The sequence below is a fragment of the Pedobacter sp. SG908 genome, assembly GCF_011759615.1.
In the GTDB taxonomy this organism is placed as follows: domain Bacteria; phylum Bacteroidota; class Bacteroidia; order Sphingobacteriales; family Sphingobacteriaceae; genus Pedobacter; species Pedobacter riviphilus.
In genome coordinates, this window is sequence record NZ_JAAOYY010000002.1 from 873,488 (window position 1) to 890,763 (window position 17,276).

Sequence of the window (17,276 nt, forward strand, 5' to 3'; positions counted from 1 at the left end):
AAAATGAAATTTAAACTATTAATTCTCTCAATTCTTGTTTCTTCGTCTATTCAGGCACAAACAAATTTGAATCCAGGTTGGGAATATTTTTTTAAAAACAACCGGACAGCGGCACGCGATTTTTTTACCAAGGCAGCGCTAAAACCAGCATTTTCAGATGAAGCAAATGTTGCGCTATCTATGATGACAGAAATGGACCGTCCGAACAAGGAAGGTTTTAACTACTTAAATAAATTAGCCAATACCGCTAAGAATCCGCAACCATATCTTGTTGCACTTTGGAGCGATTTGCCCAATAATGCTTCGAGGATAAAAACGGCAGACCAGTTGGAGTTTTATAAAAAACTGGCAGCGAGAAAAGATGTTGATGGCACCATTAATGCCCTGGCCTATGCATCGTTAGGTTCGCATTTCGAAGAGAAAAAGCAATATGCCGAAGCCGATCAGTATTTCAATAAGATTGGCGAAATCGAAAATTGGTTAATCACCGGTGAATATGAAAACATTTCGACCAGCGGTTTCGATAAACAGTACGACGATATTTTAGCTCACCCGGAACTTAATTATGTTTTTACGGGTAAAAAGAACCGAAAATTTAGCTGGAGAACGGTGCCTTACGTACGGCACGATAAATGGTTCGATTTTACTTATTATAACACTTACGAAAATGCATTACAGTTTGCCCAAACATTTGTTAACGCACCAGCAAGTACAACAGCACAATTAAGAATCGGTGTATCCGGATCGGTAAAGGTTTGGGTAAACGATCAGCTTTTAATCAGCGAATCTGAAGAAAGGAACAACGATCTTGATGCATACATCGTACCAATCAAATTAAATCAAGGCTACAACCGCGTTTTGGTACAGATAGGCGAGAGTTATGCGGGCAGATCAAATTTTATGTTGCGGTTAACAGATGCCAACGGAACGCCTTTAAACAACCTTTCTACTACGAGTACCCCGCAGGCATATTCAAAAGAAACAAACCCTGTTCCAGCTCAGCTAAAACCAGTTGGGTTTAAATATTTCGAAGATGCCCTGAAAGCAAAACCACAGAGCTATTTAAATCAGTTAATGATGGCCAAGCTTTATTTACGTTTAGGAAATGTGTTTGATGCGAGATTGATCCTGGAGAAACTTAAAAAGCAATTTCCTGAAAGCACCTATCTCAACCTGATGATGATAGAGCTGTTTGTTAAAGCCGATAACAGAACAGGTATAGAGACCCTGAAAGAAGAAATTAAAACACACGATCCAGAGTGCTCGCTAGCCCTGGAGCTTGTATATACGGAGCATTTTCAACAGAATGATTATGTGCGCGCAAAGGAAGTTCTAGCTAAACTGGAAAAAATTTATGGTGAGGATGAGTCGGTGTTGCTGAAAAAACTAAATATACTCGGACAGGAGAAAAAACAGCCTGAAATTATAGCCTTGGTTGAGAAAATTTATCCTCAATATTTAAGTTCAGCAGATATTGTTAATCTAAAATACCTGATTGAAGTGCAGATTAGGAAGAACCCTAAGGCGATTGATATTTTGCAAAAATATATTGATGAGAATAACGATTATAAAGCGGCTAAATATGTAGCAAAACTACATCTGGATAAAGGAGAAACCGATGCCGGTATTGATATTTACAAAAAAGAATTAGCGAACGATCCGATCGGATTTTCCATCTACACTGACCTTGCAGGCATTTACTACCAGTTGCAACAATATGATGAGGCCGAAAAATTATATTTGAAAGTACTCGAGATCGATCCTAACAATGCATTTGTATATTCTCAGTTAGGTACACTGTACAATGCAAATAAACAGAAGGAGAAAAGTGTTAAAGCATACGAAAAGAGTTTACAGATTAACCCTAATAATTACACCGTTATCCAGTTGTTAAGAACACTTCAGGACAAAAAAGCGGTATTCGATTATTTCGACAAACCCGATGTTAAAACCTTGGTGAGCAAAGCACCATCTAAAACAGAATACCCAGATGGACAGGTTGTGGTTTTAAATAATGAAGTACAAAAAGTGGTTTATGAAAATGGTGGATCAGAAGAGAAGCACTTTTTTACTGCAAAAATACTAACCCAAAAAGGATTGGAAAGCTTTAAAGAATACGCTATTTCGTACAACAACGATCAGAATTATGCTGTCGAAATAGCTGAGGTAATAAAAGCCAATGGAACAAAAGTTCCTGCCGAAACCAATAACAATGAGTTGGTATTTACCAACCTCGAAATTGGCGATGTGATTAATATCCGCTATAAAATCGAAAACTTCCATGTAGGGGCAATGTCTACCCACTTCTGGGATTCTTTTTATTTTAGCGATGGTCTGGATAATCTTAATATTAAATATTCATTGTTAATCCACCGCGATAAAGCATTCAAATATGTTTTTTCACAACAGGATATTGCTCCGGTTAAAACGGCAAAAGATGAATTTGATCTGTATGTATGGGAAAAGAATAAACAGGAAGCCTTAAGGTATGAGGATAAAATGCCTCCAATGGATGATGTAACCAATATGCTTTATATATCATCTATTCCCGACTGGAAATTTATTGCAGATTGGTATGACAATATTGCATCGGCTAAGGCACGGAGCAGTTATGAAATAAAAACAATAGTAAACGATCTGTTTGCTGGTAAAAGTAATTTGGATGATTTAACCAAAATCAAAATGATTTACAATTACATCGTTACCAACATTGCATACAGCTCCGTATCGTTCAGGCAGAGTGGTATTATTCCTCAAAATCCTGCAACAGTTATTAATACAAGAATTGGCGATTGTAAAGATGTATCTACGCTTTTTGTGAGTATGTGCAAGGAAGCTGGAATTACAGCAACACTGGCTTTGGCAAATACCAGAGACCGTGGACAAAATACACTATTGTTACCGAGCATCGAATTTAATCACTGTATTGCCAAATCTACAATAGGGGGGAAAGATTACTGGGTAGAGCTTACCTCCGGAACATTGCCTTTTAATACTTTCAGCAATACTTTTTTGGGATCCAATATCCTTGAAATTAATAAAACGAGTACAGCGCTAACTAAGTTTAACCCTGGCATAAGAGGAAAAAATATGATGGGTTACAAAACCGAGGTTAAGCTGGAAAATGCCGATATGACGATTAAAGAAACCAATTGGAATACCGGATCAATGTCTAGTTACATCAGAAGTGTTTTTAACGATTTGAGCAGTGCAGATCAAATCAAGAAAATGAAGGAGGAGCTAACCGGTGTCTATCCCGAAAACGAAATTTATAACCTTAGTTTCACCAACCTCAACACCTCAAAATCTACTTCAGATACCGTTGGGACAGCCTGTTCATATAAATTGCTTAACGTAAGCAAAAGCGTAGCAGGCATGTCGATATTCTCTATTCCATGGTCAAACAAATCTTATGCAACAGCCTTACAAGTGGTTTCACCAAGGAAATTTGGTATCGATCTTACCCAGTTATTTGGTGTTGACGAGTCTAACCAGGAATTATCATTAGAACTTCCAACCGGAAAAGCGATGGTACAGCCTTTTAAAGCCGTTCAACTAAGTAATGATTTTGTCGATTTTAAAATAGAAAGCGTACAGCAAGGGAATAAACTCGTTTTAAAGCGAAGTTTTGCATTAAAGAAAGATTATGTTCCTTTAGATAAAATCGATCAGTTTAAGGCATTTTATAAAGAAATGGCTGAAGCCGATGATCAGCAACTGGCAATGAAATAAATATTGATTTGCAAAGCCCGCTTAGCTGTTTAAGTGGGCTTTTGATTTTTAGTATCAAAGGCATTTTACCACACACGAATCTCAGTCTCTGGAGCCCGTTGGCCCTTCGGGTGCTAAGGTGGTGGCTTTTGCCGCTCTCGCGGCTGCATCTAGCCCGGCTCCATGGCTAGAATGATGGCTAAAATCAGTTGCAACATAGCTTATGGCGACAGCATTTACCTCAAATTACTTTTACACAAGAACTTACCCTATGGTAAGTATAAAACATGGCTGCGATCAAAGAAACTTCAGTAATACAGGAAAACAAAAACAACGCTTTTTCAAATTGCCCTGTAACTTTTGTAATGGAAAGGATTGGCGGTTATTGGAAGCCGATTATTTTGTTCAACTTATTAACAGGAACAAAACGTTACAACGAACTCAAAAAATCTATTCCGACTATTACGGAAAAAATGCTGATACAATATTTGAAACAATTAGATGCAGACGGACTTGTAACAAGGAAAGCCAAACCTGTTGTGCCGCCTTATGTAACTTACGAGCTTTCCAAAAAAGGAAAAGAGTTAAGACCTGTTCTGTATGCAATGGCAGAGTGGGCAGTAAATAATAGTGGAAAACAATCCAAACAGTTTAAAAAACAAATGGAAGACTTCCCCGCAGAATGAAGTTATTCCCATTGACACTGAAAAGAACCGTGTTGGTGCGAACAGAATGACCACCGGCTTATTCAAAAGTGAAGGTCAAATATTATCTAAAGTATTGAATTAGATTTTTTTTATAGTTTTGTGCCTTATGCAAAGACAACTATTCACATATTATAGTTTGACGATTGGAATGATTGCCTAATTCTGGGTGTCTTGTTTCTAAAATCATCGATTTGGTAGTTCACTTATTACCAAAGGTGATTGGTATGGAGCAAAGCATTCGGATGACAGAGAGTTAAGCAATTTTATTTCATCATTTTAAATTAATAAACAGTGAATAACTTATCATTATATGGTTGGAACGATACTCTGTTCCAACTCAAACAAAACTCACCATACAAACATCTTTTTCATGGTCGTATCGCTGCAGTAAACAAAACCAATTATGAGGTCATTGCCGAGGGTGGTCGGTTGTTGTGTGAACTGGCAGGTAATGTACTTTATGGTAGACCATTATTTGAACTTCCGTGTACGGGCGACTGGATTATCTTTCAACCCTTTGACGATAATAAAGGGATAGTCGTTGATATTTTACCGCGTAAGCATACATTATACCGAAGAAAGAGCGGTACACTGTCTGACAGGCAAGCTATTGCATCGCATGTTGATAAGGCATTTATAGTACAAAGCCTTGATGCCAATTTCAGTGTTCGCCGAACGGAACGTTTTATGGTTCAGGTATTAGAAGAAAATATTCAACCGATTTTGATCCTCACTAAATCTGATTTGGAGTTTAATCTCCATCAAGTAGAGAGATCGCTTGAACATATTGGACGTCAGATGCCGATATTTTTTACAAGCATTTTCTCTCCTGAAACAATATTTCCTGTGCAAAAATTTATCAAGCAGGGAGAATCGATCGTATTTGTGGGATCATCGGGGGTTGGGAAAAGTTCTTTAATCAACGCATTGTGCGAACGGACAGTATTCTCTACATCAGAGATAAGTAAACACTCAGGCAAAGGGCGGCATACCTCAACCCGAAGAGAAATGGTGCTGATGGAGGATAGCGGTATTTTAATAGACACACCGGGCGTTAGAGAATTTGGGTTAGCCTCAGACAATTCTAAGACACTGGAAGAGCTATTCGATGTTGCTGATTTTGCAGCATCCTGTCGTTTTGAGAATTGTATGCATGTGGATGAACCTGGCTGTGCAGTTGTAGAAGCTGTAAACAATGGTCATTTAGCGCTGGAAGCGTACAATAGTTACCTCAAATTGCGGAAAGAATCCTGGTATTTTTCCACTTCTGAGCATGAAAAACGTAAAAGGGATAAGTCTTTTGCCAGAATTTCAGAGGAGGCTAAGCGCATAAAAAAACGTTAACCATTTACTCAATACAGGTGTTCCTCTTAATAATGGAACACCCGTATTAACCAAATTTAGTTACCAACTAAAACATAAGGGATCAAAATAAAACAACAAAAGAACCTCACTTGGTTAATTTGGCTTCTGCCAATAAAAAAAACGCTTGTTGTCTATTTAGGAAACCTATTGTTTTTATCAAAGTACAGATCATACAGCTTTTTGTAAAATTCGTAAATTTGGATTTTGTACGCACTTGAATAAGTAGTGGCATTTGATGGAACAGATAAGAAGATACTTTGAACAGCATTTTAAGTTGACTGATAAAGATTGGGAAATCTTTGCCTCACAATTGGTTCGCCAAGAATTTCCTAAAAAGCATATTATTTTAAAGGCCGGACAAACAGAAAACTTTCTTTCATTTATAGAAAAGGGTATTATCCGTTTTTACATCCCCAAAGAAGCATCTGAGCTTACTTTTGCGATTGCCTTTGATAATGGATTTGTAAGTGCCTATAATTCATTTCTGACCAAACAACCTTCTACCTATCATGTAGAAACACTTACAGCTACTGCCTTGTGGCGTATGTCTTATGATGGGCTGCAGACCGTGTATAGGGAAACTAAAATCGGAAACAGTATAGGCAGATGGGCTGCAGAAGACCAATTCCTTAAAAAAACTGAAAGAGAACTTTCCCTTTTAAATGATACAGCGGAACAGCGGTATCTCCGGCTTTTTTCAGAACAACCAAAACTTATCGAAAAAATACCATTAAAGTACATCGCCTCCTACATCGGGATTACACCACAAGCTTTGAGCCGTATACGCAGGCGTATTTATTTATAGTTTTATCTTTTTGTTTCTCTACCAATACTTTGAATTTATTAACCTGGGTTCATTGTTTCAGTTTGTAAATCTATTGACCTTTGAAAAAAAACAAAATGGCCGAAATAGTTTTACTTATTGTTTTCGTTGTAACTATACTTTTGATGAAAGTTACGCGTAGCGGACACAATTTTGCATTATCCGGAAGAATTGCAATGGCTGCAATGCTGGTCTTCACAGCAATCGGACACGTTCTATTTACCAAAGGCATGTCTATGATGCTGCCAGAGGCAATCCCTTACAAAATAGAGTTGGTTTATCTGACAGGTATTGTAGAGTTAATAGCCGCAATCGGACTTTTATTGCCCCGTTTCAGGGTAATGACTGCATGGTGGCTCATTGCCTTTTTTATACTATTGCTTCCTGCTAACATTTATGCTGCCGTAAAACATGTAGACCTTCTAAAAGCAACCTTTGAGGGCAATGGATTAAGCTATTTATGGTACAGGATCCCTTTACAGCTATTTTTTATCAGCTGGGTATATCTTTCAGCTATAAAAAAAGTCCGGAATGATTAATCTAAAAAATAAAAATACATGACAACAAAACGAGCTTGTTGGTCTGCTTGTTACTGACATATACAGGATTTTACGCAACTACCGCGATTATTTGATCTTAATAACAACTTTTCCTTTTGAACGACCGCTTTCAACATAGGACAAGGCCTCATTGGTTTGCTCAAACGAGAATATGGTATCAATAACAGGGCGGATAGCACCTTTTTCAATCAGTGAACTTATTTCTCCTAATTGCTTCCCATCAGCTCTCATAAAGAGAAACGAATACCCAACATTAAGCTGCTTGGCCTTTCTTTTTACCTTATTGCTCAAAAAGAACAGTACGAGTTTCATTAGCCATGATAATCCAGCTTCTTTTGCAAAAGAAACATCCGGTGGCCCTGAAATCGAAATCACTTTTCCTCCGGGCTTCAGCACTTTCAGTGATTTTTCAAGTGTTTCCCCATCCTGGCTGTTTAAAACCACGTCATAATCTTGAAGTATTTTTTCAAAATCGTCTTTTTTATAATCAATGATAACATCAGCCCCAAGACTTTTTACCAAATCAAAATTAGTACTACTTGTTGTTGTAGCTACTGTGGCTCCCAAATGTTTTGCCAACTGAATGGCAATTGTACCCACACCGCCAGCACCTGCCTGAATAAATACTTTTTGTCCTTTTTTAAGGTTTGCCTTTTCAATAAATGCCTGCCAGACCGTTAAGGCGACCAAAGGGATGGAAGCGGCTTCTTCCATAGAAATGTTTTTGGGTTTTAGGGCAATATCTTTTTCATTGATTGCAATATATTCTGCAAATGTGCCAATACTGTAATCTGCAGGCCGGGCAAAAACTGCATCACCAACTTTAAACCTACTTACTTTTGCTCCCACTTTTGTAACTATGCCGGCAACGTCGTGTCCTAAAACCAAAGGAAATTTGTAGGGAAGCAGCAATTTGAAATCACCACTTTTTATTTTGGCATCCAATTGATTTACGCCTGCAGAATGGATCTGAACCAATACCTCATTTTCTTTTACAACAGGTTCCGGTAATTCGGTAAATTGAAGCTTGTCTGTCTTACTATAACGGTTTATTATAAATGCTTTCATCTTTAACGCTTTTTATGAAAATTACTTTTGCAATATTCTGTTGTTTCTTTTAGGGTTTACTAAACCGAATGCTAATTTCGGGAAAAAGCGGTTGAGTAGGTAAATCAATTTCGTATCGCCTACACGAATGGTATACTGGTCTTTTTTAAGCCCTGCTATCAGTCCTTTTACCAATTTATCAGGACTTAATTTTTTTTCATCCCGTTCTGCGGTCATCTCCGTTGCGACAAGGGGAGGTAATAATTCAAACACCTTAACACTGCTGTTTAAAATCTGTAAGTGTTCCCTCAGAGATCGTGTGTAAAATGCCAATGCTGTTTTAGAGGCCGAATAAGTCGTTTCGAGCATTGAAGGTAAATAACTAAGTATAGAAGTTGTGTTAATGATAGCCCCTTCTTTCCTTGATTTCAACATATCCAGAAACAGATTGTTCAAACGTATAACACCAAGATAGTTGACATTCATTTCATAGGCCGCACCTTCCAAATGCTTGCTACTGGAAACACCTAAATTCAATGTTGCCGCTCCTACACCTGCATTATTGTATAAAATATCAATTCCTCCCATTTCCTTAACCTGGTTGAAAAGAGAAATAGCATCTTTTTCATTCCCCGCATCACTTTGAATGGTAATCAATTTCGGGTATAATGCTTTTGCTGCATTCAATTTATCCTGATTTCGTCCCGTTATAATAACACTGGCTCCATTTTCTAAAAATTGCCTTGCTGCCTCAAGTCCTATGCCCGATGCACCGCCTGTTATCAATACCGTTTTCTTCTCTAAATTCATTTTATTTCTAATTTTAATAATTCATAAACCTTAATTCTTATCAATATCGTATTACAGTAAGAATGTATAAGATTGTAAAATTTAACCCTTAAGTTTTGCCAATGCTTCCTGAAATGCCGAGGCATAAGCCTTTGCATCTCCTACCGGTACATCAAACTGATTGTTTTCTAAAGTAAGGCGTTCTTCACTACGCCCGTTAATAATGATTTTGTTGCCTGCAGCACTTAATTTTTTAGCGATTGCTAAACCTATTCCAGCACTTCTGCCGCTAATGAATACGGTATTTCCCGTTGATTTCATTGTTTCTAGTAATTTAATTTGTAATTTTGCTTGCAAAATACAAGTGCAAATATACGTTTATGCTTGCAAAAAGCAAGTGATTTTAAATATTATTTTATGAAGGATACAAAAAAGAGGTCGGACTGTCCTATTAGCAACTCGCTTGATATCTGGGGAGACAAATGGTCATTATTGATTGTTAGGGATCTCATGTTTTCAAAACAGTGTACTTATGGTGATTTTCTAAAGTCGGGTGAAAAAATAGCAACCAATATTTTGGCAGCCCGCTTACAAATGCTGGAAGAAAATGGGATCATCACCAAGTTAAGTCATCCCGATAGTAAAGCAAAAGTATTATACAGGCTCACCCAAAAAGGAATTGATTTATTGCCACTGATGGTTGAAATTAACCTATGGGCGGATAAATATTGCATCTTATCTGCAGAAAGGAAAGCGCTATTGGAAGAAATCAAAAAAGACAAAGAAGCATTTATAAAAACAAGTATAAAGGAATTAAAAGAGATTAATTAACTGGCTTATGGGAGTAAGCTTCAAATTTGAGATCAAAAATTGTAAATTCTGGATTATCAGCAGTACTATGTTTTAATCAAAAGCTACATCACTTAGTTTCTCATGATCTATGCTATCACTTTGCTCCATCCCTGAAATATTTTGGTGTGTGGTTCCTGGGGCTTTTGCAGACGTACTTTGCTTAATGCCTTTCAATAATCTTAGCCTGACAATTTTTTTCCTATTGTGGGCATTTCGGCAAAAATGGCCGCCCGTTCCGCTAGTTAATTGGTTTGTCCAGCCAGTCCAATATTTTTTGGATATAATCGACTTTTGATTTACTATCATTATTGTTAAGATAATGATCACATCCCACACAAGTTTCATACACCAAATTATTTTTACCAAGGCGAACAAAATCAAGCCACACATAATCCAAACTATAAATCGGCGAATTATGATCTGCAGATGCGCTAATTAAGTAGATGGGTATGTTCAACTTTCTGAGGTTCTCGAATGGTACCGAAGAACCAAAACTTGCCCATCTTTTGTAAGAATGGCCTCCAAACTCTTTTGTTATGTCGTTTGGATTTCTGTAAATATCTGTAACCTTTGTCATATAGCTTACGATACTATCCTGTGCAGCCTGTTGAGAAATCTCACCGCGTTGTGCTTTTATTCTCCATTCCAATATATCTCCGTAGAATTGATTTAATCCACTACCTACAACCGGAATTACGTGTGTAATGCGTTTTTCGGCGACGGCTAATGCCGGGACAACCTGCCCACCTTCAGAATATCCGTAAGCAATCAATTTAGTGTGATCCCAAAAACCATGCTTAATTAAATATGCAATAACTTTTTTTGTTGCCTCCACACGCCAGTATAAACTTAATCTTTTAGTGTATTCAGGGGAAAAATGGTAATTAAGTGTAACAGCTCTTGATACATTCTTTTGAAATTCTTCTACCCCCATATTCAAATCTAACGTGTCACAAAAAGCAGTACCAGGCTTCCCTAGTATTACATAGTGAAACTTATCTTTAGTTTTATCCAGGAGTAAGGAATTAAATGAAGTGGAGGTGGTTACAAATTTTTTACCTTTTATATACAGGCAGAGTGACATTCCACCGCTGCCATTTGTCTCAATAAATAAAGGCGATTTCCTTTTCAAGTTGGTCGTATCAACATAAAAATTTATAAGCCCTAATTTTTTATCCTCTATTCTGAACTCTTTTAATCCGTACTCATCCGGCGCAACTGATTGGGCTAATGCAGTGAAATTGTATAGGGCGAAAAATAGGCAGAGAATTTTTATACTAACGCTCATATAAAAATAAATATAAGACTTTTTTCAGCCACAACTTATTTTTCATTTCCAATTATTTTAAAGGACAAAAGTACCAACGTGCCACCTGCTTGTTTGGCTCAGCCTGTATTTTCAGTAACTGGAGCAATCCATTCTTAAGTTCCATGTTATATTTTAATATCGCCGGGCTTCCATCAAATGTTCCGGATACTTCTGCTTCTAACACTGAGATATCGCCATCCTGGCTGAAATCAAGCGGCTTCATTTTGGTTTGATACTTTACATTAGCCTGTTTGATCCATTCTTTTTTACTAAAAAATAGTCAAATAAGGTCAATTGTAACAAGTATCAGAAAATCGAACACTTTAACGTGTTGTAAATCAACACAAAAGCCCGTCTGTTAAACGGGCTTTTGTGCACTTGTAAAGCTAAAAAGATTAACATTTCTGTTTCGTAGCCCGTAGGGGAATCGAACCCCTGTTTCCAGAATGAAAATCTGGCGTCCTCACCCCTAGACGAACGGGCCATTAAATAATTAGAGTGTCTTTCAACTCCTTTGGTAGCGGGGACACGACTCGAACGTGCGACCTTCGGGTTATGAGCCCGACGAGCTACCAACTGCTCCACCCCGCACTCTCATGTATTTTTAAGGGAAATACCAACCTTCAATTTTGCAGTATTGAAACTGATAAAAAAAACCGCTCAACTTTTGCGCGGTTTCGTAGCCCGTAGGGGAATCGAACCCCTGTTTCCAGAATGAAAATCTGGCGTCCTCACCCCTAGACGAACGGGCCATTTTCAATTTTAAATTTCCAGTTCTCAGCTTTCAGTTAAACTGATCACTGTAAACTGCCCACTGAATTAGTAGCGGGGACACGACTCGAACGTGCGACCTTCGGGTTATGAGCCCGACGAGCTACCAACTGCTCCACCCCGCACTCTATACAACTCGTTTTTTTCTTTGAATTAAATCCTTAACTCTGTTTCCGAATTGGAATGCAAAGATATAATTCGTTTCTTTGTGCTGCAAATTTTTTTTAAAAAATATTTTAATGGCGCATAAAGCAGGTTTTGTTAGTATAATAGGTAAACCAAATGTAGGTAAATCTACCCTCATGAATGTGCTTGTAGGCGAGCGACTTAGCATTATTACCCCTAAGGCACAAACCACAAGACACCGCATTTTAGGTATCGTAAATGAAGAAGAATATCAGATCGTTTTCTCTGATACACCGGGTATAATTAAGCCAAAATACAGTTTACAGGAGAGTATGATGAGCTTTGTTAACGGATCTTTGACCGATGCTGACGTACTTTTATTTGTAACCGACATTAACGAAGAGCATGATGAGGAAGACGTTTTGGAGAAAATTCTGAACCGTAACATCCCCACAATTGTACTCATCAATAAAATAGACAAAGCATTACAAGAGCAGGTTGATGAGAAGATTGCTTACTGGCAGGAGAAGCTAAATCCGGTTGCTATTTATGCAATTTCGGCTTTGCATAAACACAATGTCGACGGATTATTGGATCGCGTGCTCGAAATGTTGCCCGAACATCCACCATATTACGACAAAGAAGATTTAACCGATCGCTCAGAGCGTTTCTTTGTTTCGGAGATTATCCGTGAAAAAATATTCCTTAATTATCAGAAAGAAATTCCTTACAGTACCGAGGTAATTGTGAAGAGTTTTAAAGAAGAGGAAATGAAAAATGGCAAAGGTGCCATGATCAGGATTACTGCAGAAATTGTTGTCGAACGCGATTCGCAAAAAAACATTTTAATCGGCACTGGCGGAAGTATGTTGAAAAAGGTAGGTACTGAAGCACGCTTAGAGATCGAGAAATTTTTAGATAGTAAGGTTTTCCTGGAAATGTTTGTGAAAGTAATTCCCGACTGGAGAAGCAAAAAGAATTATTTAAAAAGCTTCGGTTACGATAATTAATTTCGATTTTTAGGGTATGATGAAAAATTTAACATTTCTCTTGCTGTTGATCGGTACGACGGTTTTTGCCCAGGAATCAAACAATGGTAAAAAATTGTGGGCAAAAGCTATCCTGAACGAAAAAGCGCCAGACCTGATTGTTGAAAAATGGATTTCAAAGCAGCCTGATACCAAAGGGAAGTTTGTACTGATCGATTTTTGGGCAACCTGGTGCGGACCATGCAGGGCATATATCCCTACATTAAACGATATTCAAAAGAAATATGCCGATAAAATTGTAATTATTGGTGTTTCTGATGAAGCGGCTGAAAAAGTAGAAGCTTTTAATAACCCTAAAATCAACTATTTTGAAGCCATAGATACTAAGGGGACTGTAAAAGATTCGCTCCAGGTTAAAGGCATTCCGCATGCTATACTTATCGATCCGAAAGGAATTGTAAGGTGGGAGGGTTTCCCCTTATTGCAAGGAAATCAATTAACCGAAGAAGTAATAAAAGGACTTTTAGAAAAGTATAAAAATTAATATTAACAGAGGTTACGAAAAATAACTGTACCTTTGCAGCCCGAAATAAATCGGTTAGTAGTTGATAGTCAATGGCTGATAGCCAAATAGTTTGAGCAGCTTGCTTAAACACCACGACCATTAACTATAAGCCATTAACTATCAAAAGAACACCATGAGTAACATTATAGCCATCGTAGGCAGGCCAAACGTAGGCAAGAGCACCCTTTTTAATAGACTAACAGAAAGCCGCAAGGCTATTGTAGATGATATGAGCGGCGTAACCCGCGATAGGCACTATGGTGTAGGCGAGTGGATAGATAAACAATTTACCGTAATTGATACTGGTGGTTATGTAGCCAACTCAGAAGATGTTTACGAAGCGGCCATCCGCGAGCAGGTAATGATTGCCATCGAAGAGGCCAGTGTATTGATCTTTATGGTAGATGTAACAACAGGTATTACCGATTTAGATGATGATATTGCTCAGGTATTGCGCAGAAGTAATAAGCCCGTTTTTGTTTGTGCAAATAAAGTAGATAATACTGCTTTATATAACGAAATCCACACTTTTTACGGTTTCGGTTTAGGCGAAGTATATCCACTGTCATCAATGACTGGTTCCGGAACAGGGGAGTTGTTGGATGAGGTTGTTAAGAATTTTGAAGATATTCAAGAAGAAGAAAACCAATTGCCTAAGATTACCATTGCTGGTCGTCCGAATGTGGGTAAATCTTCTTTGGTTAATGCATTAATTGGTAAAGAACGTAATATTGTTACCGCAAATGCAGGTACCACCCGCGATTCGATCAAAATCCATTATAACCAATTCGGTCATGAGTTTATGCTGATTGATACTGCCGGATTACGTAAAAAAACAAAAGTTAAAGAAAACTTAGAGTTTTATTCAGTAATGCGTACCATTAAAGCCTTAGAAGAAGCTGATGTTGTGGTATTAATGATTGATGCCGTAGAAGGGATTGAAAGTCAGGATATCAACATTTTCCACCTGGCCGAAAAGAACAAAAAAGGTATCGTAATTCTGGTAAACAAATGGGATCTGATCGAAAAAAATACGCAAACGATGAAAGCTTTCGAAGAACAGATTCATGAGCGTATCCGTCCGTTTACCGATGTGCCGATCGTTTTCACATCCGTATTAAACAAACAACGTATTTTTAAAGCAATAGAAGCAGCTTTAGAAGTTTATAAAAACCGTAGCAAGAAAATCCCTACATCTAAATTAAACGATGTAATGTTGCCGCTGATTGAGAAATTCCCACCACCGGCATTAAAAGGAAAACACATTAAGATTAAATACATCACGCAGATTAATGCTACTTCGCCAATGTTTGCCTTTTTCTGTAACTTACCACAGTACATTAAAGATCCGTATAAACGTTTCATCGAGAATAAATTGAGAGAAAATTTCGATTTTTCTGGTGCGCCGATCCAGATTTATTTCAGACAGAAATAGGTTGAAGGTTTAAAGGTAGAAGGCGTAAGGTCGATATGCCTAAAAAACCAATCTTATTTAAAACAGGGCTGCATTCCATAGCGAAAGCAGCCCTGTTTTGTTTTTTGTCATTCTGGATGATCATTTTTTACAGAACATTGGGGGCTGAAGTGATATTTATAGAGATCGTCATTCCCAACTTGATTGGGAACCCTAATGCACTAAGCTTTAAGATTCCCACCTGCGTGGGAATGACGGCTAATATCTAGATCTGTGTTTATCCTCCTTATCTGTGGTCAGAAAATACCCTTACCTTTACCTCATGCAATTACAAGTTCTAAATAGCCAAGCAGCTGATATCGATGTCATTTTCAGATTTTATGATATGGCTATTGCCCATCAAAAGAAGGTGTTCAACAAACATTGGCAAGGCTTTAGCAGAGAATTGGTACAAACCGAGATTGGTGAAAACCGCCAATATAAAATCTTGGTTGATGGCGTAGTGGCCTGTGTATTTGCCGTTACCTTTAACGATCTGTTGATTTGGGGAGAGCGGGATCATGATGCGATTTATATCCACAGAATTGTAACCCATCCCGAATTTAGAGGCTATTCTTTTGTGAAGGAAATTATCAAATGGGCTAAAGATTACGCAGCAAAGAACGATATTAAATTTATTAGAATGGACACCTGGGCCGATAATAAAAAACTACTCGAATATTATACCGGTTGCGGTTTTGATTATGTTGGTGTAGTAACCATGGAAAAAACAGATGGACTGCCAAAACACTATGAGGGAATTAGTTTAAGTCTGTTTGAAATAGTACTGTGACCTAGTGGAAAACAAAAATACATTTGTCTTCAACAGTTTAGCAATAACGACCTGTTATGAATTAAGCCTTTATAATTTTCTCTCCCTCAACAGCTTTTGAGTATGATCTAAAGATTCCCTGTTTCCCCAGGCATCGTGTCCGGTAATAACAAATTTGGTGTCAGGATATTTCTGCTTTAACTTTTCGATGCTTTTTGGCCACGCGGCTAAATCAGCCTCTCCAATATAACCCAAATCATCTGCTTCGGTACTTTTAATCAGGCAGCCGCCGAATAAAACTTTGTCCTTTGGGAACCAAATCACCAGGTTATCCTTCGTGTGCCCTTTGCCCGCGTAGTAAGTGTTTATTTTATACTGGCCTACTGTAAAAGTAGTGTCGTTTGTAAAAGTGTAGGCTGCACGTGGCTCTTTGTTGGTTTTCAATATCTCATCGGTTAATTTATTGGTATAAGTTTTTATGCCTTTGCTTTTAAAAAATGCTAAACCACCTGCGCGGTCGCCATGCGAGTGTGTGGCAATGGCCAGTACTACCTTTTGGTGGTGTTTCGCCTGAATAGAATCCAGAAATGGCTGGAATTGTGTAGTATCCCAAGGTGCATCGATTACAACAACGCCTTTATTGGTAACCAGGTATACGGCATTTGCATCCGTTACGGCGCCTTTATAGGTACTGTACGTAGTATAAACATAAAGATCGCCAGTTAAATGTTTGATTTTTAATTTGGGATTTTGCGCAAAAGAGGCAAGGGCTGATAACCAAAGTAAAAAGGAAAAAAGATAACGCATAGGATAAGGTTTAATAATGAATTCCAAAAAGAATTGTCTTCAATGCAAACGAACGCAATTGATTTAAATTATTTTAATTCAATTTTCCAGCTTAACATATCATCAACTTCTCCAATATGGATAAAGTTGTTTTTTTCTAAAATAGAATAAGAAGCTACATTATCTTTTGTAGTGGCGGCAAAAACCGATTTCACTTTGGGCTGTTCCCTTGCCCATTCTATTAATCGGCCAACGGCTTCGGTCATAAAGCCCCTGCCTCTAAATTCCTCGTAAGTACCATAACCTATTTCTATTTCGCCATTGGGATCGGGCTCGCCAACAAAACAGATGTCGCCTACCATTCTATGATCGGGTTTAGAGATGATTGTCCATAAGGTATGGTACAGATAATCTTTATCCTTATCAAAAACGTTAGGTAAAATCGTTTGTTCCAGCGCATCATGAAGGGAAGGCGAAATATTTTTCTTTGTTGGCAAAAGGCCAAACTCTTCTTCAAGTGAATGATCATCTTTAATGTATTTCAAAAGCTGATCGTGTGTTAATGGTTTTAAAATGAGGCGTTCTGTTTCTATCATGTTTGAATTTGTTAGACAGACTAATATAAAACTTTGGGTTTTGAATAACCAAAAT

Annotated in this window: 18 protein-coding genes and 4 tRNA genes; 10 read left to right on the plus strand and 12 right to left on the minus strand. The window is 37.8% G+C overall.

What is annotated here, in order from left to right; translation table 11 throughout:
* Positions 1-3 precede the first annotated feature (3 nt).
* The 5 genes from FHT21_RS18725 (at position 4) to FHT21_RS18745 (ending at position 7,145) form a co-directional block, all read left to right on the plus strand.
* Positions 4-3,732, plus strand: coding sequence for a tetratricopeptide repeat protein (locus FHT21_RS18725; RefSeq protein WP_167296255.1), 3,729 nt, complete (start codon positions 4-6; stop codon positions 3,730-3,732).
* A gap of 266 nt (positions 3,733-3,998) precedes the next feature.
* Entirely contained in the window at positions 3,999-4,397 is a 399-nt protein-coding gene (locus FHT21_RS18730; RefSeq protein ID WP_167296256.1) for a helix-turn-helix domain-containing protein, read from the plus strand.
* Between the two features lie 312 nt (positions 4,398-4,709).
* Positions 4,710-5,762: a ribosome small subunit-dependent GTPase A gene (gene rsgA / locus FHT21_RS18735; RefSeq protein ID WP_167296257.1), complete on the plus strand. Its 1,053-nt coding sequence runs from the start codon at positions 4,710-4,712 to the stop codon at positions 5,760-5,762.
* A 256-nt stretch (positions 5,763-6,018) separates the two neighbouring features.
* Positions 6,019-6,588: a Crp/Fnr family transcriptional regulator gene (locus FHT21_RS18740; protein ID WP_167296258.1), complete on the plus strand. Its 570-nt coding sequence runs from the start codon at positions 6,019-6,021 to the stop codon at positions 6,586-6,588.
* Between the two features lie 95 nt (positions 6,589-6,683).
* Positions 6,684-7,145: a hypothetical protein gene (locus FHT21_RS18745; RefSeq protein WP_167296259.1), complete on the plus strand. Its 462-nt coding sequence runs from the start codon at positions 6,684-6,686 to the stop codon at positions 7,143-7,145.
* 87 nt (positions 7,146-7,232) lie between these two features.
* On the opposite strand, the gene FHT21_RS18750 is transcribed toward FHT21_RS18745, so the two are convergent.
* From FHT21_RS18750 to FHT21_RS24990, 3 genes are all read right to left on the minus strand, one after another.
* Entirely contained in the window at positions 7,233-8,234 is a 1,002-nt protein-coding gene (locus tag FHT21_RS18750; RefSeq protein WP_167296260.1) for an NADP-dependent oxidoreductase, read from the minus strand.
* A gap of 21 nt (positions 8,235-8,255) precedes the next feature.
* Entirely contained in the window at positions 8,256-9,023 is a 768-nt protein-coding gene (locus FHT21_RS18755; protein WP_167296261.1) for an SDR family NAD(P)-dependent oxidoreductase, read from the minus strand.
* A gap of 81 nt (positions 9,024-9,104) precedes the next feature.
* Entirely contained in the window at positions 9,105-9,323 is a 219-nt protein-coding gene (locus tag FHT21_RS24990) for an SDR family NAD(P)-dependent oxidoreductase (protein WP_223833484.1), read from the minus strand.
* A 96-nt stretch (positions 9,324-9,419) separates the two neighbouring features.
* Between FHT21_RS24990 and FHT21_RS18765 the strand changes: the two genes are divergently transcribed.
* Complete coding sequence (locus tag FHT21_RS18765) at positions 9,420-9,833, plus strand: helix-turn-helix domain-containing protein (protein WP_167296262.1); 414 nt, start codon at positions 9,420-9,422, stop codon at positions 9,831-9,833.
* A gap of 72 nt (positions 9,834-9,905) precedes the next feature.
* Here the strand turns inward: FHT21_RS18765 and FHT21_RS25075 are convergent, their stop codons facing one another.
* The 7 genes from FHT21_RS25075 to FHT21_RS18795 form a co-directional block, all read right to left on the minus strand.
* Positions 9,906-10,028, minus strand: a complete 123-nt coding sequence (locus FHT21_RS25075) for a hypothetical protein (protein WP_255524518.1) — start codon at positions 10,026-10,028, stop codon at positions 9,906-9,908.
* Positions 10,029-10,092: 64 nt separating this feature from the next.
* Positions 10,093-11,142, minus strand: coding sequence for an alpha/beta hydrolase (locus FHT21_RS18770; protein WP_167296263.1), 1,050 nt, complete (start codon positions 11,140-11,142; stop codon positions 10,093-10,095).
* Positions 11,143-11,194: 52 nt separating this feature from the next.
* Positions 11,195-11,386: a hypothetical protein gene (locus FHT21_RS18775; RefSeq protein ID WP_167296264.1), complete on the minus strand. Its 192-nt coding sequence runs from the start codon at positions 11,384-11,386 to the stop codon at positions 11,195-11,197.
* 189 nt (positions 11,387-11,575) lie between these two features.
* A tRNA-Glu gene (locus FHT21_RS18780) sits at positions 11,576-11,647 on the minus strand.
* Between the two features lie 31 nt (positions 11,648-11,678).
* A tRNA-Met gene (locus tag FHT21_RS18785) sits at positions 11,679-11,754 on the minus strand.
* A gap of 89 nt (positions 11,755-11,843) precedes the next feature.
* A tRNA-Glu gene (locus FHT21_RS18790) sits at positions 11,844-11,915 on the minus strand.
* Between the two features lie 71 nt (positions 11,916-11,986).
* A tRNA-Met gene (locus FHT21_RS18795) sits at positions 11,987-12,059 on the minus strand.
* Positions 12,060-12,173: 114 nt separating this feature from the next.
* Between FHT21_RS18795 and era the strand changes: the two genes are divergently transcribed.
* The 4 genes from era (at position 12,174) to FHT21_RS18815 (ending at position 15,860) form a co-directional block, all read left to right on the plus strand.
* Positions 12,174-13,070: a GTPase Era gene (gene era, locus FHT21_RS18800; protein WP_086548844.1), complete on the plus strand. Its 897-nt coding sequence runs from the start codon at positions 12,174-12,176 to the stop codon at positions 13,068-13,070.
* Between the two features lie 16 nt (positions 13,071-13,086).
* Positions 13,087-13,593, plus strand: a complete 507-nt coding sequence (locus FHT21_RS18805; protein ID WP_167296265.1) for a TlpA disulfide reductase family protein — start codon at positions 13,087-13,089, stop codon at positions 13,591-13,593.
* A gap of 154 nt (positions 13,594-13,747) precedes the next feature.
* Positions 13,748-15,049: a ribosome biogenesis GTPase Der gene (gene der, locus FHT21_RS18810; protein ID WP_167296266.1), complete on the plus strand. Its 1,302-nt coding sequence runs from the start codon at positions 13,748-13,750 to the stop codon at positions 15,047-15,049.
* A gap of 301 nt (positions 15,050-15,350) precedes the next feature.
* The gene (locus FHT21_RS18815) at positions 15,351-15,860 is read left to right on the plus strand and encodes a GNAT family N-acetyltransferase (protein WP_167296267.1); all 510 of its coding nucleotides are present in this window, start codon (positions 15,351-15,353) and stop codon (positions 15,858-15,860) included.
* A gap of 69 nt (positions 15,861-15,929) precedes the next feature.
* Here FHT21_RS18815 and blaB1PEDO read toward each other — a convergent pair whose 3' ends face one another.
* Positions 15,930-16,646, minus strand: coding sequence for a PEDO-3 family subclass B1 metallo-beta-lactamase (blaB1PEDO, locus tag FHT21_RS18820; RefSeq protein WP_167296268.1), 717 nt, complete (start codon positions 16,644-16,646; stop codon positions 15,930-15,932).
* 68 nt (positions 16,647-16,714) lie between these two features.
* Positions 16,715-17,221, minus strand: a complete 507-nt coding sequence (locus FHT21_RS18825) for a GNAT family N-acetyltransferase (RefSeq protein WP_167296269.1) — start codon at positions 17,219-17,221, stop codon at positions 16,715-16,717.
* Positions 17,222-17,276: the final 55 nt, after the last annotated feature.